This window comes from Microbacterium sp. SW12, from assembly GCF_055391095.1.
In genome coordinates this window covers 1,624,053-1,649,333 of record NZ_AP024335.1, presented here as the reverse complement: position 1 = coordinate 1,649,333, position 25,281 = coordinate 1,624,053, and the positions used below count along the sequence as shown (strand labels likewise).

General features: G+C 66.4%; 22 protein-coding genes and 1 pseudogene. 19 read left to right on the top strand and 4 right to left on the bottom strand.

Translation table 11 applies throughout. The features are described 5' to 3' along the window. The first annotated feature begins 80 nt into the window (after window positions 1-80). The 4 genes from leuS to holA all read left to right on the top strand — a co-directional run bounded on the left by leuS (window position 81) and on the right by holA (window position 6,761). On the top strand, window positions 81-2,651 hold the full coding sequence (leuS, locus tag MICSW_RS08265) for a leucine--tRNA ligase (RefSeq protein WP_464495133.1): 2,571 nt from the start codon (window positions 81-83) through the stop codon (window positions 2,649-2,651). A 93-nt stretch (window positions 2,652-2,744) separates the two neighbouring features. After that, complete coding sequence (locus tag MICSW_RS08260; protein ID WP_464495131.1) at window positions 2,745-3,323, top strand: ComEA family DNA-binding protein; 579 nt, start codon at window positions 2,745-2,747, stop codon at window positions 3,321-3,323. A gap of 51 nt (window positions 3,324-3,374) precedes the next feature. Next, a complete protein-coding gene (locus tag MICSW_RS08255; protein ID WP_464495129.1) occupies window positions 3,375-5,723 on the top strand; it encodes a ComEC/Rec2 family competence protein in 2,349 nt (782 codons plus the stop codon). A 9-nt stretch (window positions 5,724-5,732) separates the two neighbouring features. After that, window positions 5,733-6,761: a DNA polymerase III subunit delta gene (gene holA / locus MICSW_RS08250; protein ID WP_292729430.1), complete on the top strand. Its 1,029-nt coding sequence runs from the start codon at window positions 5,733-5,735 to the stop codon at window positions 6,759-6,761. A gap of 55 nt (window positions 6,762-6,816) precedes the next feature. On the opposite strand, the gene rpsT is transcribed toward holA, so the two are convergent. Together rpsT and MICSW_RS08240 are read right to left on the bottom strand one after the other, a co-directional pair. After that, entirely contained in the window at window positions 6,817-7,077 is a 261-nt protein-coding gene (gene rpsT, locus MICSW_RS08245; RefSeq protein ID WP_363495110.1) for a 30S ribosomal protein S20, read from the bottom strand. A gap of 107 nt (window positions 7,078-7,184) precedes the next feature. Next, window positions 7,185-7,910, bottom strand: coding sequence for an alpha/beta fold hydrolase (locus MICSW_RS08240; protein WP_464495123.1), 726 nt, complete (start codon window positions 7,908-7,910; stop codon window positions 7,185-7,187). Between the two features lie 112 nt (window positions 7,911-8,022). Between MICSW_RS08240 and lepA the strand changes: the two genes are divergently transcribed. From lepA to era, 11 genes are all read left to right on the top strand, one after another. Further along, entirely contained in the window at window positions 8,023-9,870 is a 1,848-nt protein-coding gene (gene lepA / locus MICSW_RS08235; RefSeq protein WP_228178934.1) for a translation elongation factor 4, read from the top strand. Between the two features lie 10 nt (window positions 9,871-9,880). Then, window positions 9,881-10,525: a DUF1990 family protein gene (locus MICSW_RS08230; RefSeq protein WP_228178933.1), complete on the top strand. Its 645-nt coding sequence runs from the start codon at window positions 9,881-9,883 to the stop codon at window positions 10,523-10,525. After that, entirely contained in the window at window positions 10,525-11,733 is a 1,209-nt protein-coding gene (hemW, locus tag MICSW_RS08225) for a radical SAM family heme chaperone HemW (RefSeq protein WP_292729418.1), read from the top strand. The genes MICSW_RS08230 and hemW overlap by 1 nt, the downstream gene beginning before the upstream one ends. A 110-nt stretch (window positions 11,734-11,843) precedes the next feature. Continuing rightward, window positions 11,844-12,878, top strand: a complete 1,035-nt coding sequence (gene hrcA, locus MICSW_RS08220) for a heat-inducible transcriptional repressor HrcA (protein ID WP_292729415.1) — start codon at window positions 11,844-11,846, stop codon at window positions 12,876-12,878. Between the two features lie 48 nt (window positions 12,879-12,926). After that, complete coding sequence (gene dnaJ, locus MICSW_RS08215; protein ID WP_228178930.1) at window positions 12,927-14,042, top strand: molecular chaperone DnaJ; 1,116 nt, start codon at window positions 12,927-12,929, stop codon at window positions 14,040-14,042. A gap of 2 nt (window positions 14,043-14,044) precedes the next feature. Further along, entirely contained in the window at window positions 14,045-14,782 is a 738-nt protein-coding gene (locus MICSW_RS08210) for a 16S rRNA (uracil(1498)-N(3))-methyltransferase (protein WP_228178929.1), read from the top strand. 52 nt (window positions 14,783-14,834) lie between these two features. Further along, on the top strand, window positions 14,835-15,182 hold the full coding sequence (locus MICSW_RS08205; protein WP_228178928.1) for an HIT domain-containing protein: 348 nt from the start codon (window positions 14,835-14,837) through the stop codon (window positions 15,180-15,182). A gap of 64 nt (window positions 15,183-15,246) precedes the next feature. After that, a complete protein-coding gene (locus MICSW_RS08200) occupies window positions 15,247-16,275 on the top strand; it encodes a PhoH family protein (RefSeq protein ID WP_228178983.1) in 1,029 nt (342 codons plus the stop codon). Then, the gene (gene ybeY, locus MICSW_RS08195; protein ID WP_228178927.1) at window positions 16,272-16,742 is read left to right on the top strand and encodes an rRNA maturation RNase YbeY; all 471 of its coding nucleotides are present in this window, start codon (window positions 16,272-16,274) and stop codon (window positions 16,740-16,742) included. The genes MICSW_RS08200 and ybeY overlap by 4 nt, the downstream gene beginning before the upstream one ends. Next, on the top strand, window positions 16,739-18,085 hold the full coding sequence (locus tag MICSW_RS08190; RefSeq protein WP_292729407.1) for a hemolysin family protein: 1,347 nt from the start codon (window positions 16,739-16,741) through the stop codon (window positions 18,083-18,085). The genes ybeY and MICSW_RS08190 overlap by 4 nt, the downstream gene beginning before the upstream one ends. Beyond that, complete coding sequence (gene era, locus MICSW_RS08185; protein ID WP_292729404.1) at window positions 18,082-18,999, top strand: GTPase Era; 918 nt, start codon at window positions 18,082-18,084, stop codon at window positions 18,997-18,999. Before MICSW_RS08190 ends, era begins: the two co-directional genes overlap by 4 nt. 20 nt (window positions 19,000-19,019) lie before the next feature. Here era and MICSW_RS08180 read toward each other — a convergent pair whose 3' ends face one another. Further along, window positions 19,020-19,637 carry a hypothetical protein gene (locus MICSW_RS08180; RefSeq protein ID WP_292729401.1) on the bottom strand — a complete coding sequence of 206 codons (618 nt, stop codon included), beginning with the start codon at window positions 19,635-19,637 and terminating at the stop codon, window positions 19,020-19,022. 187 nt (window positions 19,638-19,824) lie between these two features. Here MICSW_RS08180 and leuA point away from each other — a divergent pair, with 187 nt between their 5' ends. Next, window positions 19,825-21,585 carry a 2-isopropylmalate synthase gene (leuA, locus tag MICSW_RS08175; RefSeq protein WP_292729398.1) on the top strand — a complete coding sequence of 587 codons (1,761 nt, stop codon included), beginning with the start codon at window positions 19,825-19,827 and terminating at the stop codon, window positions 21,583-21,585. 27 nt (window positions 21,586-21,612) lie between these two features. Here the strand turns inward: leuA and MICSW_RS08170 are convergent, their stop codons facing one another. After that, window positions 21,613-22,335 carry a trimeric intracellular cation channel family protein gene (locus MICSW_RS08170; RefSeq protein WP_228178908.1) on the bottom strand — a complete coding sequence of 241 codons (723 nt, stop codon included), beginning with the start codon at window positions 22,333-22,335 and terminating at the stop codon, window positions 21,613-21,615. Between the two features lie 36 nt (window positions 22,336-22,371). Between MICSW_RS08170 and recO the strand changes: the two genes are divergently transcribed. The 3 genes and pseudogenes from recO to MICSW_RS08155 all read left to right on the top strand — a co-directional run bounded on the left by recO (window position 22,372) and on the right by MICSW_RS08155 (window position 25,271). Then, window positions 22,372-23,148, top strand: coding sequence for a DNA repair protein RecO (gene recO, locus MICSW_RS08165; protein ID WP_228178906.1), 777 nt, complete (start codon window positions 22,372-22,374; stop codon window positions 23,146-23,148). After that, window positions 23,145-23,956: pseudogene (locus MICSW_RS08160) on the top strand (isoprenyl transferase). The gene recO and the pseudogene MICSW_RS08160 overlap by 4 nt, the downstream one beginning before the upstream one ends. Next, entirely contained in the window at window positions 23,919-25,271 is a 1,353-nt protein-coding gene (locus MICSW_RS08155) for a glutamate decarboxylase (RefSeq protein ID WP_464495105.1), read from the top strand. The pseudogene MICSW_RS08160 and the gene MICSW_RS08155 overlap by 38 nt, the downstream one beginning before the upstream one ends. The last annotated feature ends 10 nt before the right edge of the window (window positions 25,272-25,281 follow it).

Here is a 25,281-nt window from a genome sequence, read left to right as displayed (position 1 = left end):
TTCCAGGCATCCGGTAGCCTGGATGCTGCGCTTTCGCGTGTCTTCCCTGCATCCCGATTGGTACCCGTTACGTGAGTCAAATGGCCCCTACCGACACCGTTGCCGCCCACGGTCCCGAAGGCGGGTATGACCCGCAGGCGGTCCAGGCCAAGTGGCAGGAGCGCTGGGAGGCGGCCGACCCGTTCCGCGCTGGTGGAGCCGACGACACGCGCCCGCGCAAGTACGTGCTCGCGATGTTCCCGTATCCGTCGGGTGACCTGCACATGGGCCACGCCGAGAACTACCTCTACTCCGACATCGTCGCCCGCAGCTGGCGGCACCGCGGCTACAACGTGCTCAACCCCATCGGGTGGGACTCGTTCGGTCTGCCGGCCGAGAACGCCGCGATCAAACGTGGCGCTGACCCGCGCGAGTGGACGTACGCGAACATCGACCAGCAGAAGGCAGGCTTCCGTTCCTACGGGGTCTCGTTCGACTGGAACCGGGTGCTGCACACCAGCGACCCTGAGTACTACCAGTGGAACCAGTGGCTGTTCCAGCGGCTCTTCGAGCGCGGTCTGGCCTACCGCAAAGAGAGCCCGGTCAACTGGTGCCCGGTCGACCAGACGGTGCTGGCGAACGAGCAGGTCGTGGATGGCCACTGCGAGCGATGCGGCGCCGAGGTCATCAAGAAGAAGCTCACGCAGTGGTACTTCCGCATCACTGATTACGCCGATCGTCTGCTCGACGACCTGAACCAGCTTGAGGGCTTCTGGCCCCACAAGGTCATCCAGATGCAGCGCAACTGGATCGGCCGTTCAGTGGGCGCCGACATCGACTTCGAGATCGAGGGTCGCGACGAGAAGGTCACGGTCTTTTCCACGCGCCCCGACACGCTGTACGGCGCAACGTTCATGGTGGTCGCACCCGACAGCGATCTGGCTGCAGAGTTGGCATCCGGGTCGACGCCGGATGTGCAGAGCGCCTTCCGGGACTACCTCGAGACCGTGCAGAAGCAGACCGAGATCGAGCGTCAGAACACTGATCGCCCCAAGACCGGGGTTTTCTTGGACCGCTACGCCGTCAACCCGATCAACGGCGAGCGCCTGCCGATCTGGGCCGCCGACTACGTGCTGGCCGACTACGGCCACGGCGCGGTGATGGCGGTGCCGGCGCACGATCAGCGCGACCTCGACTTTGCACGGGAGTTCGGCCTACCCATCCGCGTTGTTGTGGACACGACCGCACCCGCCACGGGTGCCATCCCGGTCATCGGGGAGGACGGTCCGCTCTCGGAGGATGCCGATGACATCGAGTCCATCGATCCCGCGAAGACGGGGGTGGCGCTCAGCGGTGAAGGACGTCTGATCAACTCCGGGTCGCTGGATGGCCTGAGCAAGCGGAACGCCATCGCGCGGATCACCGAGATTCTTGAGACTGCGGGCACGGGGCGCGCCTCGAAGTCGTATCGCCTCCGCGACTGGCTCATCTCTCGCCAGCGCTTCTGGGGTACGCCGATCCCGATGGTGCACACCGAGGACGGTCGTATCGTCCCGGTCCCCGAGGACGAGCTGCCCGTCAGGCTCCCCGACGCTCACGGCCTCGACCTGGCGCCCAAGGGTACGTCCCCGCTCGGGGGCGCTTCCGAGTGGATGGCTACCACCGACCCTGAGACCGGTGATCCAGCCCTTCGCGACCCCGACACGATGGACACGTTCGTCGACAGCTCGTGGTACTTCCTGCGCTTCCTGTCACCGGGCAACGACTCGGTTGCTTTCGACCCCGCAGAGGCGCAGCGCTGGGCGCCGGTGGACTTCTACATCGGGGGTGTGGAGCACGCCATCCTGCACCTGCTGTACGCGCGCTTCATCACCAAGGTCCTGTTCGACATGGGACTCGTCGACTTCACCGAGCCGTTCTCGAGCCTGATCAATCAGGGCATGGTGATTCTCGGCGGCTCCAAGATGTCCAAGAGCAAGGGCAACCTCGTGCTCTTCCACGAGGAGCTCGCGACGCACGGTGCCGATGCGCTGCGCGTGGCTCTTGCCTTCGCGGGCCCCGTCGAGGACGACAAAGACTGGGCCGATGTCTCCACGACGGGTGCGCAGAAGTTCCTCTCTCGCGCGTGGCGCATCGCGCAAGAGGTCACGAGCGAGCCGGATGTCGTCTGGGCGGAGGGTGATGTCGCGTTGCGCCGAATCACCCACCGCCTCTGGGCGGAGGCTCCGGGCCTCGTCGAGCAGACGAAGTTCAATGTCGTCGTTGCGCGGCTGATGGAGCTGGTCAACGCGATCCGCAGAACCATCGACACCGGTGCGGGCCCCGCAGACCCGGCGGTGCGGGAAGCAGCCGAGGCTGTGGCGATGATCCTCGACCTGTTCGCCCCGCACACCGCTGAAGAGATGTGGGAAGCGCTCGGCTACGAGCCGTTCGTCGGGCTCGTCGGGTGGCGTCAGGCCGATCCGACGCTGCTGGTCGAAGACACGGTCACGGCGGTCGTGCAGATCGACGGCAAGGTACGTGCGACGCTCGAGGTCTCTGCCAAGATCGACGGCGCCGACCTGGAGGCTCTCGCTCGCGCCGACGAACGGGTGCTCCGCTCGCTCGCCGGACGCGACATCACACGGGCCATCGTTCGCGCTCCGAAGGTCGTCAGCTTCAGCACGAGCTGACGCCTTCCTCCCCACGGGAGGTCTGCGAGAGCTTCTGCACCGCTTCGGTCCCCCCGTCGCTCGGTGACTGAGTCATCGCCATAGCGTCGCGATGTGGGTGGGCTTGCGCGCGAGGAGCGACGTCGCTGGGGCGTCGGTGCTGTCGTCATCCTCGCCCTTGGCGGTCTTGCGATCGCGGTGATCGTGGGGATCGTTCGGGGTGCCGGATCCGCTCAGTCATTGGCCCCAGCGCCGGTGACGGTGGCCACGGCGTCCACCTCGCTCTATGTCCACGTCTCGGGAGCTGTGAACGCTCCAGGGCTGTACGTTCTGCACGCCGATGCGAGGGTCGTCGATGCGGTGGCTGCGGCAGGAGGACTCGCCGAGGATGCCGAGGCTGCCGGGGTCAATCTTGCGCGCCCCGTATCGGATGGGGAGCAGGTGATCGTGCCGCGCGTGGGGGAGGCACCGGCAGCTGGACCTGCCGGTGTCACGGCCGACGGCCGGGTGAACCTGAACACCGCGGATGAAGGAGCGCTCGACACGCTCCCGGGCGTGGGGCCAGCCATTGCCGGACGGATCATCGAGTGGCGGGAGGCGAACGGGCGGTTCGCGAGCGTCGATGATCTGTTGTCGGTCTCCGGGATCGGACCCAAGATGCTCGAGTCCCTTCGTGATCTCGTCACGGTGTGAGCGGGCCGCCCTGTGCTGAGCGGAGGGCGGCGATGGCGTGCCGCGCGGCTCGTGCCGGCCGCGGTGGTGGCATGGGCGACGGCTTTCGTGCTGGTGAACGCTCCTGCGCTCGCGCCGATGGCGGTCATGGCCCTGGCGGCGGCCGGCGTCGGTGGGGGAGTTGTGCTCGGTGCGATCTCGCGACCGCGCTCCTCGACCGTGGCCGCGGAGGCCGGCGGCGGCTATCGGCGCGCACCGGGGACGGTGGGCATTCTGTCTGTTGTCGTTGTGGCTGTCGCGGCGGGCGCTGCTGTCGGCATCCATGTTGCGTTGGCGCAGCCGGGGCGGGATGCCGCGCTCGAAGCCTTCGGAAGCGGCTCGCGTGTCGTCGAGGTCGAGGCGATCGTCAGCGGCAAGGTCGAGCCGCGCGCGGGCGGCCAGCGCGCGTTCGATGCGTCGATCCGACTCATCGGGGCTGATGGAGGTGCGATCTCCGGCTGGACTGACGCGGCAGTACGCGTGTCGGGCGAGCAGGTCAGCAGCGGGCTGGATGTGGGCGCACGTGCACGGATGAATGGAACGAGCAGGCCGGCGTATCCGGGAGATCGTGCCGTTGTTCAGATCCTGGCGCACGAGATAGAGGTCGTCGAACCACCCACCGGCATCCTGCGCATCGCAGCCGACCTCCGGCAGTCGCTGGTCCGAGCCGCCGCGGGTCTGCCCGGCGGCGGGGGAGAGCTCGTTCCTGGACTCGCGGTGGGTGATACCTCAGCGGTCAGCTCCCAGACGGATGCCGACATGAAGGCATCCTCGCTATCCCACCTCACCGCAGTGTCGGGCGCAAACTGTGCGCTCGTCGTGGGGATCGCATTCGTCGTTGCGGCTGGACTCGGGGCTGGGCGCCGGGTCCGCGTCGTTTCCGGTCTCGGTGCGCTCGTCGGGTTCGTCATCCTCGTTACGCCCGAGCCCAGCGTCGTCCGCGCCGCGATGATGGCAGGAATCGCCATGCTCGCCGTCCTGCTCGGTCGCGCTGGCGCGGGGGTCGCGCTGCTGAGCGCGGCCGTGGTCCTGCTCCTGCTCTTCGATCCCTGGTTGGCGGGCTCACTGGGGTTCGCGCTTTCGGTGGCCGCAACTGGGGCGCTTCTGACGCTGGCCCGACCGCTTGCATCGGGGCTGACGCGTGCCATGCCGGCACCGCTGGCGCTTGCCCTCTCCGTGCCGCTGGCCGCCCAGCTGGCGTGCGGACCGCTGCTGGTGCTGATCGACCCAACGGTGCCCCTCTGGGGTGTGCCGGCGAACCTTCTCGCCGCACCCGCCGCCCCCGCAGCGACGGTGCTGGGGCTTGCCGCGTGCCTGGCCGCGCCGTTCCCGGTGCTGCAGAGCGGCCTGGCAGCACTCGCGTGGCTCCCGGCAGCCTGGATCGCCGGGATCGCGGATGTCGCGAGCGGGTTGCCCTTCGCACGCGTTCCTTGGGTGAGCGGACTCGTGGGCGCTCTCTCACTCGCTGTGGTGGGCGGACTCGTCGCCCTCGCGCTCGGCCTACCCGCACAGAGCCCCCGGTCCGCCCGCATCCGTCGTGGCTCGGCGCTGCTGCTCGCAGCTCTCGTCACCATCTGGACCTGCACGACCGTTGTCACCGCGATCACGCAGCGGTGGGGCATCCCCGGCGACTGGTCGATTCTGATGTGCGATGTGGGCCAGGGAGACGCCGTGCTCGTGCGCAGCGAGGGCGCGACGGCGCTCATCGACACGGGTCACGACCCCGCGCTGGTGAGCGCATGCCTCGACCGGGTCGGCGTCACACGCCTCGACTTGCTCGTCCTGACGCACTTCGACAAAGACCACGTCGGCGGCACCGAGGCGGTGATCGGGCGCGCCGAAACCGTGCTCCACGGTCCGACCGACGGAAGCGCCGACGAACGGCTCCTGGAAGAGCTCGCGGCAGCTGGAGCGCAGGTGGTGTCGGCTCAAGAGGGGATGACGGGAACGCTCGGTGGCGCCCACTGGAGCGTGCTCTGGCCGCGTGCCACGGCGCTGTTCGCTGCGGGTAATGACTCGTCGGTGACCGTAAGTATCGAAGGCGGTGGCGTCCCACGATCGCTCTTCCTCGGCGATCTCTCCGCGGATCCGCAACGGATGCTGCGCGCGAGTGTCAGCGGCGTCGTTGAGATCGTCAAGGTGTCCCACCACGGCAGCGCTGATCAGGATCCTGGTCTCTACGAGCAGATCGCGCCGCGCGTCGCGCTCATCGGGGTGGGAGCCGACAACACCTACGGTCACCCCACCACGACGACGATCGCAATGCTGCAGGGCAGTGCCGTCGGGCGCACCGACCAGGACGGGATCGTGGCGGTCGTCGGAGAGGGCGACACCCTCGCTCTATGGCGGGAGCGGGCGGCGTCTGTCGTGGGTGGCGGCTAGGCTTTCGGCATGGCTGCACCCCGTCGCTCGAGTTCCTCGAAGTCGGCGATCCGGCAGGTACCGTGGCGTGATCCGCGTCCTGCTCCCATCGTGCTGGTCTCGGGTCCCGAAGACGTCTGCGCAGAGCGTGCGATTGCGGGTCTGCGTGACTACGTCCGCGCAGAGGACCCCGCCGTCGAGGTGACTGATCTGCGTGCCGACGACTACGTGGCGGGAACGCTGCTCACCGTCACGTCGCCGTCGCTGTTCGGTGAGCCTCGGCTCGTGCGCGTCTTCGGAGTCGAGAAGGCATCCGACTCGTTCCTCACCGAAGCCGTGGCCTACCTCGAGTCGCCCCAGGAAGGCGCAACCGTCGTTTTGCGCCACACGGGCGCGAGCGTGCGAGGCAAGAAGCTGCTCGACGCGATCCGGAGCGGAAAGGCTGATGCTGTCGAGATCGCCTGCCCCGCGGTCAAGCGCGATAGCGACCGCTACGACTTCGCCGCTGCCGAGTTCTCTTCCGCGAACAAGCGGATCGCGCCTGCCGCCCTCCGTGCGCTCGTCTCGGCGTTCTCCGACGACCTCACCGAGCTCGCCGCGGCATGCCAGCAACTCATCGCGGATGTCGATGGTGATGTGACCGACGAGATCGTGCGGCGCTATTACGGCGGACGCGTCGAAACCACAGCCTTTGCCGTGGCAGACACCGCCATCGCGGGACGCTACGGCGAGGCGCTCATTACGCTGCGGCACGCTTTGGCCAGCGGAGCTGACCCGGTGCCGCTTGTCGCGGCGATCGCGTCGAAGCTGCGGACGATGGCGCGTGTTGCCGGCCTGCGCGAGTCCTCTGCCGCGATCGCGGCCCGGATCGGGGTGAAGGACTGGCAGGTTGACCGTGCCCGCCGGGATCTCACCGGCTGGAACGAGGAATCTCTGGGCCGAGCCATCCAAGCTGCGGCGCGAGCGGATGCCGAGGTCAAGGGTGCCTCGCGTGACCCGATCTTCGCTCTTGAGCGACTCGTCACCGTGGTCGCGACGCGCAGCGAGTTCGGGAGCTGACGCCCAGAACGACAAAGCCCGCCCCGAAGGGCGGGCTTTGCATGAAGCGTGAGGCTTAGAGAGCCGCGACCTGCTTCGAGATCGCCGACTTGCGGTTTGCAGCCTGGTTGGCGTGGATGACGCCCTTGCTGACTGCCTTGTCGAGCTTCTTGGTCGCCGTGGCCAGAGCCTTCTCGGCGGCGGCCTTGTCGCCGGCGGCGATGGCCTCGCGGGTGCGACGCACCTCGGTCTTCAGAGCGCTCTTGACTGCCTTGTTGCGCTCGTGAGCCTTCTCGTTGGTCTTGTTGCGCTTGATCTGCGACTTGATGTTCGCCACGTGGAGACGTTCTTTCGTTCGAGTGATGGATGGACTGCCGGCGACGAGAGAGGGGCGTCCACCAGCGATCGTGAGGGTAAAACCCACACACAAGCCAATCAGCGAGTCTACCAGGTCTGTTCGATGGTCGTGAGCGCAAGGTTCAGGACCGCGTTGAACACGCGAGGACGCATGGCCGTAACCAAGTGACTCGTCCGCGGCACAACGATCAGTTCGGCATCCGGCGCGACCCGCGTGAACAGTCGCTCGTTGACCCGCAACTGGTCGAACTGTCCGTTCACGAACCACAGGGGGACCTCGATCCGGCCGAGTGCAGACAGCAGATCCAGCACGGACAGACTTCGCAGTGCCGTGTCTTGCGCGTCGAGCGCATAGCCTCCGGCGCCGAAGTCTGCCCGTGTCTCGGGCGGAAGGGTGGCATCCAGCACCCGTTCGCTCAGCCACGCTCCGCGGTCCGGAAGCGAGTCAAACCCGCGGGCGAGAAGTCGATAGGTCTGCAGGGCGGTGCCGCGCGGAATCGCCGTGCAGGATGCAGCAATGAAGCCCGCGATCGGAGGGGGATTCTCCTGGCCGGCGTACTCGATCGAGAGCAGACCTCCCATGGAGTGGGCTGCCAGCAGCACCGTCCCGTGCTCATCCGCAGCCTGGCGCACGGCATCATCGATCGTCGCGAACGCGCCCTCGAGCGAGAACGTCTCGCTCATCCGAGACCCGTGCCCGGGGAGATCGACCGCCGTCACGGGGTTGCCGCGGTCGGTCAGGTACTGCTCTTGTGCCCGCCACATCGTGCGCGAGGTGCGGATGCCGTGCACGAGAACCACCGCGACCGCCATGGGTTCGAGGATACGGTGCGCCGTGTCGTCTCGCTTCGCTCGCTGGGCGAGCGCAACCCGTGCGCCCAGTAGGCGAAGGCGGGGGTACGCGCGCCGGTAGAATCGTGCGGATATGTCCCCCCGTGCCTCTACGCCGCTGCAGCCGGCAGCCACGCCGCCCGCGCAGATCCGCAACTTCTGCATCATCGCGCACATCGACCACGGCAAATCCACCCTGGCCGACCGCATGCTGCAGATCACGGGTGTCGTCTCCGATCGCGACATGCGCGCGCAGTACCTGGACCGCATGGACATCGAACGCGAGCGCGGAATCACCATCAAGAGCCAGGCGGTGCGGATGCCGTGGCAAACGGATGCCGGCACCTTCGCGCTCAACATGATCGACACTCCCGGTCACGTCGACTTCACCTACGAGGTGTCGCGTTCGCTCGCAGCGTGCGAGGGTGCGGTCCTGCTCGTGGATGCTGCGCAGGGCATCGAGGCGCAGACCCTGGCGAACCTTTATCTGGCGCTCGAGAACGATCTGCACATCATCCCCGTGCTCAACAAGATCGACCTGCCCGCCGCCGACCCCGAGAAGTACGCGGCAGAACTCGCCAGCCTCATCGGCGGCGACCCGGCCGATGTGCTCCGCGTCAGCGGCAAGACCGGTCAGGGCGTCGAAGAGCTGCTCGACCGGCTCGTCGCCGAAATTCCGGCACCCACCGGTGACGCCGATGCGCCGGCCCGCGCCATGATCTTCGACTCCGTGTACGACGCCTATCGAGGCGTCGTGACCTACGTGCGAATGGTCGACGGCAAGCTCGAGCCGCGTCAGCGCATCCAGATGATGTCAACGCGGGCGGCGCACGATCTGCTCGAGATCGGGGTCTCCAGCCCCGAGCCGACCCCGACCAAGGGTCTTGGCGTCGGGGAGGTCGGCTATCTGATCACGGGCGTGAAAGATGTCCGCCAGTCGAAGGTCGGCGACACAATCACGGACCAGCGAAAGCCGGCATCCGACGCACTCCCGGGGTACACCGACCCGAAGCCCATGGTCTTCTCTGGCATCTACCCGATCGACGGCAGCGACTACGCGGATCTGCGCGAAGCGCTCGACAAGCTCAAGCTCTCGGACGCTTCGCTGCAGTACGAGCCCGAGACCTCGGTGGCGCTGGGCTTTGGATTCCGTTGCGGATTCCTCGGCCTCCTGCACCTCGAAATCATCACCGAGCGTCTGTCCCGCGAGTTCGGCCTCGACCTCATCACCACGGCGCCGTCGGTGACCTACACGGTCACGACCGACACCGGAGAAACCGTGACGGTCACCAACCCCAGCGAATACCCCGACGGCCGTGTCGCCGAGGTTTCGGAACCGGTGGTGAAGGTCGGCATCCTGCTGCCCAAGGACTACGTGGGTACCGTCATGGAGCTGTGCCAGTCCCGACGCGGGTCGCTCCTGGGCATGGATTACCTCAGCGAGGACCGCGTCGAGCTGCGCTACAACATGCCGCTCGGTGAGATCGTCTTCGACTTCTTCGACCAGCTGAAGTCGAAGACGCAAGGCTACGCGAGCCTCGACTACGAGCCGGCTGGGTCGCAGACCGCCGACCTCGTCAAGGTCGACATCCTGCTACAGGGCGAGAAGGTCGACGCCTTCAGCTCGATCGTCCACCGCGACAAGGCGTACGGGTACGGCACGATGATGACCGAGCGCCTGCGCAAACTCATCCCGCGCCAGCAGTTCGAAGTGCCCATCCAGGCCGCCATCGGAGCGCGGATCATTGCTCGCGAGAACATTCGCGCGATCCGCAAGGACGTGCTGGCAAAGTGCTACGGCGGTGACATCACCCGCAAGCGCAAGCTCCTCGAAAAGCAGAAAGAGGGTAAGAAGCGCATGAAGATGGTGGGTCGCGTCGAAGTGCCACAGGAGGCGTTCATCGCAGCCCTCTCGGGCGACGTCGAGGGCAAAGAGAAGTAGTCTGATCGCCATGCGCCGCGGAACCTTCCGGGACGAGACCGTCGATTATGCAGCAGTCGGGGCCACTCAGGCTCCCGACCTCATGCAGTACCCGCCGGAAAAGAGCATTCCCGCCGAAGAGTCCTGGCGGATCGGAAGCGGCCAGGCACGATTCGAGTCGGCGACCGAGTCACTCTTGGCGTGGGCGCCGCTGCGTGGCGCCGGGTTGTCGTTGGCAGACATCCGCCCGGCATCCGGGTCCGGCTACGCCGGGGTCGCGTACGACTCGGATGGCGCACCGATCGCGCCGTCGCGTCGCGAAGCCGAGCAGCGCTTTGATGCCGAGGGCACTCCGTATGTCAGTGCCGGCGCGACCGTGCACGTCACCGGCCGGCTCAGCGGATACCGCGCGGATGCCGAACTGCGTGTCATCCTGGCCGTCGAAGAACCCCGGCGCACGGCTTTCGCGCTCGGCACCGTTGGTGGCTCTGTCGTCAGCGGCGAGGAGCTGTTCCTGATCGAGTGGCGCGACAACGACGAGGTCTGGTTCACCGTGCGCGCATTCGATCGCCCCGTCTCGGCGCTCTACCGGCTCGTACCGCGCTTCGTTCGCGGGCGGCGGCGACGGCTCTTCCGGGCCTACCTGACGGCGGTATCGCCCTTGTTCGCTCCCTGATGGGCGCAGCGCTTCCCCTCGGCGATCCCGTTCCGCGCGACGGATCGCTCCCCGGTGCGGTCATCGACCCCGCCACGCCGCTGTCGGCCTACGTCCACATCCCGTTCTGTCGCGTTCGCTGCGGGTACTGCGACTTCAACACCTATACGGGCGAGGAGTTGCGTGGCGCGCGCCGCGAGGACTACGCAGGGACGCTCCTTCGCGAGATCGACCTTGCTTCGGGTGTGCTCTCCGTCCATCCGCGCCCGCTGAACACGGTCTTCTTCGGGGGCGGAACGCCGACCCTGCTTCCCGCCCGCGATCTGGCGGTCATCCTGTCAACCCTGCGGGATCGGTTCGGGCTCGAGCCGGATGCCGAGGTCACCGTCGAAGCAAACCCCGACACCGTGACTCCCGAGGTCACGGAGGAACTGGCCAGTGCGGGAGTCACGAGGTTGTCCATCGGAATGCAGTCGGCCGTGCCGGAGGTTCTTCGCACGCTCGATCGCACGCACCGGCCCGAGAACGTCGCAACGGCGGTGAGCGCGGCACGGCAGAGCGGACTGTCAGTGAGCGTCGACCTCATCTACGGCGCCCCGGAAGAGACGCTCGATCACTGGCGACGCAGCATCGAGGCCGCGCTCGCGATGGAGACCGACCACATCTCGGCCTACGCGCTGATCGTCGAGGAGGGCACCGCTCTGGAGCGCCGCATCCGACGCGGAGAACTCAGCACACCCGACGACGACCTGCAGGCCGCCATGTACGAGCACGCCGACACCGCGTTCGAGGAAGCCGGCTACGGCTGGTACGAGGTATCCAACTGGGCGAAGACTCCCGCCGATCGCTCGCGGCACAACCTCGCGTACTGGCGCGGACACGACTGGTGGGGGTTCGGTCCCGGTGCTCACAGCCATGTCGGAGGGGTTCGATTCTGGAACGTCCGGCATCCTGCCGCCTACGCGCAGCGGCTGGCTGCCGGTGACTCGCCGGGGGCCGGTTCGGAGATCCCCGACGAGGATGCACGACTGCTTGAGCGGGTGATGCTGCGGGTGCGTACGGTCGAGGGCCTGCCCGTGTCGGAGCTGGCACCGGAAAGCCGACAAGCCGTCGCCGGTCTTGTCGCGGACGGACTCGTGGACGGCCGCGGGGCGGTTCGCGGGAACCTCGTACTCACACGCGCCGGACGATTGCTGGCCGACGCTGTCGTGCGCGCACTGACGTCGTGATCTGGGGCGTGGGGGAGAGGCATCCGCTAGAATTGGCACTCTGAGGATGTGAGTGCCAGTGCCACGTCGAGCCGCTCAGACGGCCGACGCCGGATGCGGAAGGAGGCGACATGGTCAGCGAGCGTGGGCTTCAGGTGCTCCGGGCGATCGTGCAGGACTACGTCGATACCCGCGAGCCCGTCGGAAGCAAGGCCATCGTCGAGCGCCACGCGTTCGGCGTATCGGCAGCCACCATCCGCAACGACATGGCGCTTCTCGAAGACGAAGAACTCATCGCGGCGCCCCACACCTCCTCGGGCCGCGTCCCGACCGACAAGGGGTACCGCGTCTTCGTCGACCACCTCGCCGAAATCCGGCCTCTTTCGCCCGCCCAGCGCGCCGCAATCGCGAGCTTCCTGCAGGGGCCCGGTGACCTCGATGGTGCGCTGGCGCGAACAGTGCGGGCACTCACGCAGCTCACCGGTCAGGTGGCGATCGTGCAGTATCCCTCGTTTTCCAAGGCGACCATCACGCACGTCGAGCTCGTTGCGCTCGAGCCTTCCCGGGTGCTCGTCATCGTCGTGACTGACACCGGACGCGTGTCGCAGCGACTTGCGCTTCTGACCGTTGCCCTCGACGAGACGGATCTCGCACGCGTGCGCGCCGAGGTGTCGACACTGCTCGTTGGGCGAAGCGTGCGTCAGGGCGCGAAGCGCGTCGAGGAGCAAGCCGACAGCGACGCGCGAACCGCCCACCAGTCGGCGGTGACCGAGATTCTTCGGGTCGTCCAGGAGGAGCTCGACGAGTTTCGACAGGATCGGCTCGTCATGGCCGGCGCAGCAAATCTCGCCCGGCGCGAGAGCGACTTCCGGGGAAGCATCTACCCGCTCCTGGAGGCGATCGAAGAGCAGGTGACCATCCTTCGCCTGATGGGCGAAATGGTCGCCGACGACAACGGGCTGGCGGCCAGCATCGGACGCGAGAATGAGGCATTCGGGCTGTCTGAGGCATCTGTCATCGCGAGTGACTACGATGCGACGGGCGCCAGAGCCCGTGTTGGCCTGATGGGTCCGACCCGAATGGACTACCCCAGCAACCTTGCGGCGGTGCGGGCGGTAGCGCGCTACCTCACCGGACTGCTGGCTGAGGACGAGAAGGGCCGATGAGCCCGTACGAACTGCCCGCGACCACACGTGGGATGCAGAAAGGTGACCGTGGCTGACCACTACGAGGTCCTTGGCGTGTCGCGAGACGCGTCGCCCGAAGAGATCAAGAAGGCCTATCGACGCCTGGCGCGGGAGCTTCACCCCGACGTGAACCCGGGGGAAGAGGCTGCTGAGCGGTTCAAGCTCGTGACGCACGCCTACGACGTCCTCAGCGACCCGCAGCAGCGGCAGCGCTACGACATGGGCGGCGGCCAGAACGGCGGTTTCGGCGGTGCCGGCGACTTCGGCGGTTTCAGCGACATCTTCGAGAGCTTCTTCGGCGGCGGTGGCGCGGCCCGCGGCGGGCGCCCGCGGTCGCGGAAGGAGCGCGGGCAAGATGCGCTGGTTCGCGTCGACCTCGACCTCAAGGATGTGGTGTTCGGTGTGCATCGCGACATCGACGTCGACACCGCTGTCATGTGCGAGACCTGCAACGGCTCGTGCACGCAGCCTGGGACGACACCGGTTCGCTGCGATATCTGCCACGGCACGGGTCACATCCAGCGCACGGTTCGAAGCCTCCTTGGCAACGTCGTCACCTCCCAGCCGTGCGGCACGTGCCAGGGGTACGGCACGACCATCCCGTACCCGTGCGCGACGTGCCAGGGGCAGGGCCGCGTTCGCGCTCGTCGCACCGTGTCGATCGATATCCCGGCCGGTGTTGACACGGGCCTGCGGCTTCAGCTTCCCGGATCGGGCGAAGTCGGCCCTGGCGGTGGGACGCGGGGCGACCTGTACATCGAGGTCTCCGTCGCGACGCATCCGGTATTCAGCCGCGAAGGTGACGACCTGCTCGCAACGCTCGAAGTGTCGATGCCGGATGCCGTTCTCGGCGCGGCCACGACGATCGAGGGCCTCGACGGGCCGGTGGACCTCGAGGTGCGTCCAGGAGTCCAGTCGGGCGATGTGCTGACTATCAAGGGTCGAGGCATCACACCGTTGCGCGGCAATCAGCGTGGTGACTTGCGCGTTGGCGTGCACGTGGTCACGCCCACGAAGCTCGACGCCAAGGAACGGGGCCTCATCGAGGAGTTCGCCAAGCGCACGAAGGCTCCCGCGCCTCACCTGGCGGAGTTCCATCAGGGTCTGTTCTCGAAGCTGCGCGATCGGTTCCGGAACGGCTGATCGTGCCGCTTCACTTCGTCGTCGACGAACCGCTGGATGCCGATACCGGCCAGACCGTGACCCTCACCGGCGCTGAGGCGCACCACGCCGCCACGGTGCGTCGGGTCCGCGTCGGAGAAACGGTCACGCTCGGTGACGGAGCCGGAGTGTGGCTCGAAGGCGCCTGCGAGCTCGTCGCAGCCCGCGAGGTCCTGGTTCGCGTCACGAACCGGGAGGAGGTACCGCGTCCATCCGTGCGGATCGAGCTCGTGCAGGCTCTTGCGAAAGGCGACCGCGACGAACTCGCGGTCCAAGCGTCGACCGAACTCGGCGTGGATGTCATCACGCCGTGGCAAGCTGCCCGCAGCGTTTCGCGGTGGGACGCGGCCAAGCGTGAGAAGGGTGTCACGCGCTGGCGTCAGATCGCGCGGGAAGCAGGCAAGCAGGCGCACCGTGCGTGGCTTCCAGAAGTCGGCGGCCCGCTGACGACTGCACAGTTGTGCGAGCGGGCCGCGGCGACCCGGATGCTCGTGTTGGAGCCGACAGCGGCGCTGCGTCTCAGCGAATGGATGCCTGACCCGACCGACTGCCGCGATATCGCTATCGTCGTCGGGCCCGAGGGCGGGATCGACGCAGGCGAGCTGACGTCCCTCGAAGCTGCGGGCGCGACGCTCGTGCGCCTGGGCGAGCATGTATTGCGTACTTCCACAGCGGGACCCGCGGCAATCGCTGTGCTCAGCAGCACGCTCGGCCGGTGGTGATCGTGCAAGTGGTAGCTGGGCCCGCCGGAGAGGCCGTCGGTAGACTGAGCGCATGAGCGAACCCTCCGTCTTCACCCGCATCCTGCGTGGCGAGATTCCCGCAGAGATCCTCAGCGAGACCGAGAACGTGTTCGTCATCCGGGATATCGCTCCGCAGGCGCCGCTGCACCTCTTGGTCATTCCGAAGACCGCCGAATACCGCGATGTCACCGAGCTTGCGGCGGGTGATCCTGCGTTGCTCGCCGAGATGGTGGCGGTGGCGGGGGATGTCGCCGCAGAGCATGGCAGCGGCGATTTCCGACTGGTCTTCAACACCGGTCCCGGCGCGGGGCAGACGGTCTTCCACGTGCATGCCCACGTGCTCGGCGGCGACCTTGCAGAAGGCAGTCTCGGTGGCTGATTCGGACAACAGTGCGGAATCCGGAGATCGCGTCACGGAGCGGTTGTTCGCCGACGGTGTAGCCATGGTCCAGCTTCTCGGGCCCCAAGACAGGCTGCTGCGCGTGGTCGAGCGGGAGCACCCGGATGTCGACGTGCACGTGCGCGGGAACGAGATCACTCTCGCGGGAAGCGCCGCAGCTGTGGCCGCGGCCCGAGAGCTCGTCGAGGAACTCCTGACGATGACGCGCACCGGTCACGATCTCGCGCCAGCTGACGTATCCAGCTCGAACCGTATCCTGCGAAGCGATGGCAACCCACGTCCGTCCGAGGTCCTGGGCGAAGCGATTCTCTCCAGCCGCGGTCGGGTGATCCGTCCGAAGACACTCGGGCAGAAGTCGTACGTGGATGCGATCGAGAACACCACGATCACGTTTGGCATCGGACCGGCGGGTACCGGCAAGACCTATCTGGCGATGGCCAAGGCGGTGCAGGCGCTGCAGCGTAAAGAGGTCAGCCGCATCATCCTGACCCGGCCCGCCGTCGAGGCGGGGGAGCGCCTCGGCTTTCTGCCGGGAACGCTGACGGACAAGATCGACCCGTACCTGCGTCCCCTGTACGACGCGCTGAACGAAATGATGGACCCGGAGATCGTTCCCAAGCTCATGGCGACAGGAACAATCGAGGTCGCGCCACTCGCCTACATGCGCGGGCGCACACTGAACGACTCGTTCGTCGTGCTCGACGAGGCCCAGAACACCACACCGGAACAAATGAAGATGTTCCTGACTCGCCTGGGTTTCAACACGAAGATGGTCGTGACAGGAGACATCACTCAGATCGACCTCCCGCAGGGGGCATCGGGTCTGCGCCTGGTCACGAAGGTGCTGAGCACGATCGACGACATCCACTTCGCGTATCTCACGAGCGACGACGTCGTGCGCCACTCGCTCGTCGGCAGGATCGTCGACGCCTACTCCGAGTACGACGAGCGGCGCCTGTCCGCGAAGCGAGAGCGCGACGAGGCGAGCGAGCTCAGCAATCGTGCCGAGCGCCGCGGGGCAAGCCGGCCCGCCGGACCACGCGATCACATGCCCAAACGAGGACGCCGATGACGATCGAAATCACCAACGAGTCCGGGATCGACGTCGACGAAACGGTCCTCCTGCGACTCACCGAGAACAACCTCGCCGAGTTGTTCGTGAGCCCGGATGCCGACCTCGCGATCCTTCTGGTCGACGAGGGCGCGATGGAGTCATTGCACGTCCAGTGGATGGACGAGCCTGGCCCAACGGATGTGCTGAGCTTTCCCATGGACGAACTGCGGCCGGGAACTGAAGATGCCCCGACGCCGGAAGGACTCCTGGGGGACATCGTGCTCTGCCCGCAGGTAGCTGAAAGCCAGGCTCAGGCTGCCGGTCACTCCACGATGGACGAGCTGATCCTGCTCACGACCCACGGTCTTCTGCATCTGCTCGGTTTCGACCACGCCGAGCCGGCGGAGGAACGCGAGATGTTTGCGCTCCAACGAGACCTCATCGTCCGATTCCACGCGGCCGAACGCCGCCGCCTCAAGCCGTGACCGCGGCCCTCCTGCTGGCCACAGCTGCACTCCTGGTCGCCTTCGGCGGTCTGATGGCGGCGGTGGATGCAGCCCTCGGGGTGACCTCGCGATCCGACCTCGAGGAAATGAGCCAGTCCGGACGCAATGCTGCGTTCCTTCGCGGCATCGCGGACGATCCGGCGGCCCATGCGAACGCCGCCGGGTTCATGCGCGTCCTGTCCGAGACCACCGCGGCGGTGCTGGTCACTGTCGCACTCACGATCCTGTTCGACAGCATCTGGTGGGCGATGCTCGCTGCCGCGATCATCATGACGGGGATCTCGTTCGTCGTGGTCGGCGCGAGCCCGCGCAGCGTCGGGCGCCTTCACGCCAAGGGGCTGCTCCGTGGCGCTGCACCCGTCATCCGTGCGATGCGCATCGTGCTGGGCCCGCTCGCTCACGGCCTCGTCGCGCTCGGCGACCGGGTGACACCCGGCGTAGCCCGCGGCTCGTCGTTCGCCTCCGAAGAGCAGCTGCTCAGCATGGTGGATGAAGCCGCGTCACAAGACCTCATCGAAGAGGATGACCGCGAACTGATTCACTCCGTGTTCGACTTCACCGATACGTATGTGCGCGCGGTCATGATTCCGCGCACAGAGATGGTGACAGTCGAGGCAGACACGACGACGAAGGACGCGATGGAGCTGTTCCTCGACAAGGGCGTATCGCGCGTTCCGGTGGTCGACGACGAAGCCGATGACGTCATCGGGATGCTCTACCTCAAAGACCTGGTGCAGTTCGCGTATCGCGACGAGGCTGGCTGGCGTGCTGCTGCGATCTCGCAACTTGCGCGACCGGCCGTCTTTGTCCCCGAATCGATGCGAGCCGAGACCCTCTTGCAGCAGATGAAGCGCGAAGCCGTGCACGTGTGCATGGTGGTCGACGAGTACGGCGGGGTCTCGGGCCTTGTCACCCTCGAGGACCTGATCGAGGAGCTGGTGGGCGAAATCGCTGACGAGTTCGACCCGCGGGCCACCGAGATCGCCGAGGTCGCCGAGGGGCGCTACCGCGTCAGTGCCCGACTCGGCCTTGCCGAGGTCGGGGAGCTTTTCGACCTCGATCTCGAAGACGACGAGGTCGACTCGATCGGGGGACTGCTGGGCAAGCAGCTCGGCAAGGTGCCGCAGCCCGGAGCGGTCACAGACTTCGAGGGGCTGCGCATCACTGGCGGCGCATCCCGCGGCAAGGGTCGCGGCATCACCACCGTCTTTGTGGAGCGCATCCCCGTTCGGGCCGATGCCGCGGAGACCGAGGCCGCAGCTGAGGGCGATGGCTCAGTGGCGGCATCCGAGACATCATCTGAGCGGAAGGTGCGCTCGTGAGCGGCAGCGATTCTCGGTCCGGCTCTGATTTTCGGTCCGGCTTTGTGACCTTCGTGGGGCGCCCCAATGTCGGTAAGTCCACGCTCATGAACGCCCTCGTCGGCGAGAAGATCGCGATCACCAGCGACAAGCCGCAGACCACCCGGCGCGCCATTCGCGGCATCCTGAACCGCCCCGGCGGGCAGATCGTGATCGTCGACACGCCCGGTCTGCACCGCCCGCGCACGCTCCTCGGTCAGCGCCTGAATGACCTCGTCGAAGAGGTGCTCGGAGACGTTGATGTGATCGCGTTCTGCGCCCCCGCCACCGAGAAGGTCGGGCCCGGGGATCGACGGATCGCCGAATCGCTCGACGGGTACGCCTCGGCGAAGAAGATCGCCCTGGTGACCAAAACGGATGCCGCATCCCGCGATCAGATCACGGAGCGGCTCATGGAGGTCGACGCCCTGCGCGAGGACTGGGCGGCCGTCATTCCGCTCTCGGCGGTCACAGCCGATCAGCTCGGGGTTCTGGCTGACGAGATCCTGAAGATGCTCCCCGAAGGCCCGGCCCTCTACCCCGACGACGTCGTCACGGACGAGGCCGATGACGACCGGATCGCCGAGATCATTCGGGAGGCCGCGCTCGATGGCGTGCGCGATGAGTTGCCGCACTCCATCGCGGTCGTCGTGCAGGATGTCCAACCGCGCGAGAACTCGGACCTGATCGACGTCTACGCCGACATCGTGGTTGAGCGCGACAGTCAGAAGGCGATCATCATCGGCAAGAAGGGCTCCCGACTCGCGCGCGTGGGTGCCGCTGCCCGCGAACAGATCGAACCACTGCTTGGATCCCGCGTCTTCCTGTCACTGCACGTCAAGGTAGCCAAGGACTGGCAGCGCGACCCGAAGCAGCTCGGTCGCCTCGGTTTCTGACCTCACGTGCAGATCCCGCCTCAGCCGATCGGTCTGAGAGCGGACTGGACGATGACGACGCCGTCGCCGTATTCGGCATCTGCGGCATCCTGCAGGGTGCCGTCATCCCAGATCACCTGCGCCCACACGTAGCCATCCTGCGTCCAGGTCGCGAGCAGCAGATCATCGAGCGCGGTCGGCAGCTCACGTGCAATCTCGTCGAGCTCTGCGACTGGCGTTTCGCCCGGGCCTCCTCCCGTCGGGTCCTCTGCGCGAATCGGATCGTAGAGCGCAAGCATGATCGGCGGTTGGGTGGCGGTGAAGACCTCGCCGTCGAACGTTCCGAAGACGGCATAGGTGCCCCACCGCGTGTCCCCCGACTCCTCGAACCCGTCGACGCCTTCCCAACTCCAGCCCATGAGCGGCAACCCGTCGCACTGCGGCGGGTAGGACTCGGCGATCGGGCCGAGGCAGAGCGCCACATCCCCAGCGACATCCAGCACAGTTCCCGTGCCGACCACTTCGCCGTCCGGCGGGCTGATTTGTGTGGTCGACAGTGAGCCGCCGGATGCACCGGACCCGCTGGCGCATCCGGTGGTGATCAGCAGGAGCGACGCAGCGGCGAGCGCGGCAGTGCCGAGACGAGCAGTGATCCTCATACCCATACTGTGTCGAGCGCGAACCAAACGTCTCACGGATCAGGGGACGAATTGCTGATAACATCGCGGTATGCGTGCACTCTCGCTTCTTCTTAGCTGCCGCGGCGGGGCCATCTAGGGCCTACCTCGTCGCGGAGCTTCGTGTCGGCCCGTTCACCTCGAGCCAGAAGCAGGAAGAAGCGACACCATGAAGAACACTCAGCAGCCGTCGGGGATGCCGACGCACAAGTACGTTCCTTATCACGAGCAGATCCGCGTGTCGGTTCCCGACCGCACGTGGCCCGACGCGAAAATCACCCAGGCACCGCGCTGGTGCGCCGTAGACCTGCGCGATGGTAACCAGGCGCTCATCGACCCGATGAGCCCCGAGCGCAAGCGGATCATGTTCGATCTGCTGGTGAAGATGGGCTACAAAGAGATCGAGGTGGGCTTTCCGTCCGCGAGCCAGACGGACTTCGACTTCGTGCGTCACCTGATCGACGACGACGTCATCCCCGACGACGTGACTATCCAGGTTCTGACGCAGGCGCGCGAGCACCTCATTGAGCGCACCTACGAATCGATCCGCGGCGCGAAGCGCGCGATCGTGCACCTCTACAACTCGACGAGCATCCTGCAGCGCGATGTCGTGTTCCGCACCGACAAGCAGGGGATCATCGACATCGCCCTCGAAGGTGCTCGCCTGTGCCGCAAGTTCGAGGCGACGGTTCCGGGCACGGAGGTGTTCTACGAGTACTCGCCTGAGAGCTACACCGGCACCGAGCTCGAGTTCGCCGTCGATGTGTGCAACCAGGTTCTCGAGATCTTCGAGCCGACGCCTGAGCGCAAGGTCATCATCAATCTGCCGGCGACGGTCGAGATGGCAACGCCGAACGTCTACGCCGACTCCATCGAATGGATGAGCCGCCACCTGAACCACCGCGAGAACGTCCTGATCTCGCTGCATCCGCATAATGACCGCGGCACGGCGATCGCGGCTGCCGAGCTCGGCTACATGGCCGGGGCCGACAGGATCGAGGGCTGCCTGTTCGGTAACGGCGAGCGCACCGGAAACGTCGACCTGGTCGCGTTGGGGATCAACCTGCTGACGCAGGGGGTGGACCCTCAGATCGACTTCAGCGACATCGACCAGGTCAAGCGCACCGTCGAGTACTGCAACCAGTTGCCCGTGCATGAGCGCAGTCCCTGGGCTGGCGACCTCGTCTTCACCGCCTTCAGCGGGTCGCACCAGGATGCGATCAAGAAGGGCTTCGAGTCGATGGATGCCGCCGCCGCGGCGCAGGGCGTCGGCGTCGATGAGTTGGTATGGGCTGTGCCCTACCTGCCGATCGATCCGAAGGATCTCGGCCGCTCGTACGAGGCCGTCATCCGCGTGAACTCGCAGTCCGGCAAGGGTGGCGTTGCGTACCTCTTGAAGACCGACCACGCCCTGGACCTGCCGCGGAGACTGCAGATCGAGTTCTCGGGCGTCGTGCAGGCAAAGACGGATGCCGAGGGCGGCGAGGTCACCAGCGACCAGATCTGGTCGATCTTCACCGACGAATACCTGCCGAGCTCCGTCGCCGACGAGCGCTGGGGCCGTTTCGAACTGCTCTCCACCCGCACCGAAAGCGACATGACCGGTGACGTGGTCCTCGACGTGAAGCTCCGCGACGGCGACTCCGAGGTCTCGGCGCGCGGAAACGGCAACGGACCAGTAGCGGCGTTCCTGGAGGTGCTGCGCGAACAGGGCTTCGGGGTCACCGTCTACGACTACGTCGAGCACGCTCTCAGCGCCGGGGGTGACGCGCAGGCCGCGGCCTACGTCGAACTGCAGGTCGAAGGCGAGCGGTTGTGGGGTGTCGGTATCGACGGCGACATCTCGACGGCGTCGCTGAAGGCGATCGTCTCGGGCGTGAACCGCGCTATCCGCGTTCGCGAAGAGTCCGGAGTGCTCGCGGCCGTCTGACAGTCGAGCGCGCGCGGGGGTCGCCGGTCAGCCGGTTGCCCCCGCGTCGCCGTTGTCCGTTGCTAGCGGGGCGACGACAGTGATAGCTGATGTCTCGACGGCGACCTTCCGGCGGTAGAGGGCGCGTTGCTCGGGAAGCGAAATATCGAAGACGACGGCGAGGAGCCGGATGACCGTCGTCACGGCCACCGCGATGATCGCCGCGGCAGTCAACGGCGCCCCGAATGAGAACGAGACGGTGAGCACGACACACCCGGCGCCTGCAGCTACCGCGTAGAGCGATCCGACGTGCATGATGGCGACCGGTAGGCCCATCAGCACATCACGCAGGATGCCGCCACCGACTGCCGCGGCGACACCAACGAAGATCGCGGGCACTTCCGGAAGCCCGAGATACAGCGCCTTGCTCGTGCCGAACGCGCCGAACAGGCCGATGACGAGAGCGTCGAGTCCGACGATCAGCCAGCTGACGCGCTCGAGGATCGTTGCGAGCAGCATCCCCAGGAGCGCTGCCGCGACCGCGGTGAGCAGGTACCAGTTGGACTGCAACGTCGAAGGCGTGACGTTCAGCAGCAGGTCACGGATCAGACCGCCGCCCATCCCCATCACGATCCCGATGATCGCGACGCCGAGCAGGTCAAGGCGCCGCTGGCCACGGAATCCCGAGGCAAACAGAGCTCCCTGGAGGCCACCGAGCGCCACGGCGGAAAGATCCGCCCAGAGCGGGATCACGAAGAGCGGCTCGTTCACCCGTCCATTGTCGCTCGATGCCGGGATAATCGAGGGGTGCCCACTTACCGTGACGAAGTCGTGGTTCTGCGCACCCACAAACTGGGTGAAGCGGACCGGATCGTCACGCTACTGAGCAGGCGCCACGGCAAGGTTCGCGCCGTGGCGAAGGGCGTACGCCGCACATCGTCGCGGTTCGGCGCTCGCCTCGAGCCCTTCATGGTTGCCGATGTACTGCTGTACCAGGGGCGCTCGCTCGATATCGTGCAGCAGGCTGACAGCCTCGGCGCCTACGGCGCTGACATCGCGCTCCACTACGACAGGTACACGGCCGCGCACGCGATGGTCGAGGCCGCGGACCGGCTGACGGAGTCCGAGGCGACGACGCAGCAGTATCTTCTGCTGCTCGGCGGCCTTCGAGCGCTGGCTCGGGGCGAGCACGCGTCGCGCAGCATTCTCGACTCGTACCTGCTTCGCGTGATGGCTCTGTCGGGATGGGCGCCCGGGCTGGATGCGTGTGCGCGCTGCGGGCGCGTCGGGGAGCACACCTCCTTCGTCGCCCAGCTCGGCGGGATGGTGTGTTCCGAGTGCTCGCCGGTTGGCTCGGCGCGGGTGGATGCCGAGACCCTCGGAGTGTTGCGCGCGCTCATGACGGGGGAGTGGGACATCGTGGACGCGGCATCCGGTGGGGCAAACGGGGCGGCATCTGGCCTGATCGCGGCGTACACCCAGTGGCACCTCGAGCGCGGCATCCGTTCGCTCGAACACCTTGGCACCTTTGCGCCGCCTCCACAGCAGCCAGCAGCCGTTCAGACGATGGAACCCACTCCATGAGCCCCAAGCCCTACACCCACCGTGACGCCGTTCCCTACCGGCCGATCGATTGGACAGGTCTCTATCCGCCCGAGTTTCCCGCGGGCTCGGTACCGAACCATGTCGCCATCGTCATGGACGGAAACGGACGCTGGGCCAATCGGCAGGGTCTCACCCGTGTCGAGGGTCACAAGGCCGGCGAAGCGGCACTTCTCGATGTCGTGGCTGGCGCCATCCAAGCTGGCGTGAAGCACCTGTCGGTATATGCCTTTTCGACCGAGAACTGGTCGCGCTCACCCGACGAGGTCCGGTTCCTGATGGGCTTTAACCGCGATGTGCTGCACCGGCGTCGTGATCAGCTCAATGAGTGGGGTGTTCGGGTTCGCTGGGCTGGCCGCAAGCCTCGGCTGTGGTCGAGCGTGATCAAGGAACTGCAGTTCGCCGAGCAGCTGACCGCAGGCAATGACGTCCTGACGCTCACGATGTGCGTCAACTATGGGGGCGTGTCGAGCTCGTCGACGCGGTGCGCTCCATCGCCGATGACGTGGCGGCTGGTCGCCTGCGAGCGTCGGCTGTGAGCGAGAAGCTCATCGCTCGACGGCTCTATCAGCCGGACATGCCGGATGTCGACCTGTTCATTCGATCAAGCGGAGAACAGCGCACATCGAACTTCCTTCTCTGGGAGTCGGCGTACGCGGAGTTCGTGTTCCTCGACACGCTATGGCCCGACTTTTCCCGAACAGACCTCTGGCGGGCGATCGATCTCTATCTCGGGCGGGATCGCCGGTTCGGTGGTGCCGTCGACACTCCGGAGGCGCCCGCTCTCTAGGCTGCTCGCTGGTAGGCGTCCACGCCTGATTCGGCTCGCCGCATATCGGCTCGTTTCCGACGAGTTGATCCTCGACGGCAATTCGCGTCAGAACCTTGCGACGTTTTGCCAGACCTGGCTGGAGCCCGAAGTTCGGGACCTCATGCGCGAGACACTCGATAAGAACATGGTCGACAAGGACGAGTATCCGCAGACCGCGGCGATTGAGGCGCGGTGTGTCCACATCCTCGCCGACCTCTGGAACTCTCCCGAGGCGGAGAACATCCTCGGCACATCGACGACCGGCTCGAGCGAGGCGGCCATGCTCGGCGGTATGGCCCTGCTGTGGAAATGGCGCGAGCGCCGGCGGGCAGCTGGTCTGTCGACGGACAAACCGAACCTCATCTGCGGGCCCGTTCAGGTGTGTTGGCACAAGTTCGCCCGCTACTGGGACATCGAGCTGCGCGAAATCCCCATGGAACATGACCGGCTGATCATGACGCCGGATGAGGTTCTTTCTCGCGCCGATGAGAACACGATCGGCGTGGTACCCACGTTGGGTGTTACCTTCACCGGCCAGTACGAGCCAGTGCAAGCAGTCAGTGCGGCACTGGATGACCTCCAGGCACGTACCGGACTCGACATCCCCATCCACGTCGACGGCGCGAGCGGTGGCTTCCTCGCACCCTTCACCGCCCCCGACATCGTGTGGGACTTCCGCCTACCCCGCGTGAAGTCGATCAATGCGTCAGGCCACAAGTTCGGTCTGGCCCCACTGGGGGTCGGGTGGATCGTGTGGCGCGACGCATCCGAGCTTCCCGAGGATCTGATCTTCGAAGTGAACTATCTCGGCGGCAACATGCCGACCTTCGCGCTCAACTTCTCCCGTCCCGGCGGCCAGGTGATCGCCCAGTCCTACAACTTCGTGCGACTCGGTCGGGAGGGGTACCAGCGCGTACATCAGGCCTGCTACGACACAGCGATGTACCTCGCGGCCGAGATCGCGAAGCTCGGTCACTTCGAGATCATCAACGATGGCAGTCCAGAGCACGGCATTCCGGCTATCTCGTGGAAACTCGTCGAGGGAGCCGAGCACGGATTCACCCTGTTTGATCTTGCCGACCGGCTGCGCACACGGGGCTGGCAGGTCCCGGCCTACACTATGCCCGCCGACCGGCAGGACTTGGCCGTACAGCGCATCCTCGTGCGCGCCGGCTTCAGCCGCGATGAGGCAAGCCTGCTGATGGATGACTACCGCGATGCCATTGCGCACTTCGACAAGCACCCCGTCTCGGTGCCGATGAGCGAGGAAGAGGCGGGCAGCTTCCACCACTGACCGGTGGTGA

Bases quoted from the DNA above. Each gene is read 5' to 3' on its own strand.
- leuS (WP_464495133.1), top strand. From the start codon at position 81: ATGGCCCCTACCGACACCGTTGCCGCCCACGGTCCCGAAGGCGGGTAT.
- holA (WP_292729430.1), top strand. From the start codon at position 5,733: ATGGCTGCACCCCGTCGCTCGAGTTCCTCGAAGTCGGCGATCCGGCAG.
- MICSW_RS08240 (WP_464495123.1), bottom strand. From the start codon at position 7,910: ATGGCGGTCGCGGTGGTTCTCGTGCACGGCATCCGCACCTCGCGCACG.
- lepA (WP_228178934.1), top strand. From the start codon at position 8,023: ATGTCCCCCCGTGCCTCTACGCCGCTGCAGCCGGCAGCCACGCCGCCC.
- MICSW_RS08230 (WP_228178933.1), top strand. From the start codon at position 9,881: ATGCGCCGCGGAACCTTCCGGGACGAGACCGTCGATTATGCAGCAGTC.
- hemW (WP_292729418.1), top strand. From the start codon at position 10,525: ATGGGCGCAGCGCTTCCCCTCGGCGATCCCGTTCCGCGCGACGGATCG.
- hrcA (WP_292729415.1), top strand. From the start codon at position 11,844: ATGGTCAGCGAGCGTGGGCTTCAGGTGCTCCGGGCGATCGTGCAGGAC.
- MICSW_RS08205 (WP_228178928.1), top strand. From the start codon at position 14,835: ATGAGCGAACCCTCCGTCTTCACCCGCATCCTGCGTGGCGAGATTCCC.
- MICSW_RS08200 (WP_228178983.1), top strand. From the start codon at position 15,247: ATGGTCCAGCTTCTCGGGCCCCAAGACAGGCTGCTGCGCGTGGTCGAG.
- ybeY (WP_228178927.1), top strand. From the start codon at position 16,272: ATGACGATCGAAATCACCAACGAGTCCGGGATCGACGTCGACGAAACG.
- MICSW_RS08180 (WP_292729401.1), bottom strand. From the start codon at position 19,637: ATGAGGATCACTGCTCGTCTCGGCACTGCCGCGCTCGCCGCTGCGTCG.
- leuA (WP_292729398.1), top strand. From the start codon at position 19,825: ATGAAGAACACTCAGCAGCCGTCGGGGATGCCGACGCACAAGTACGTT.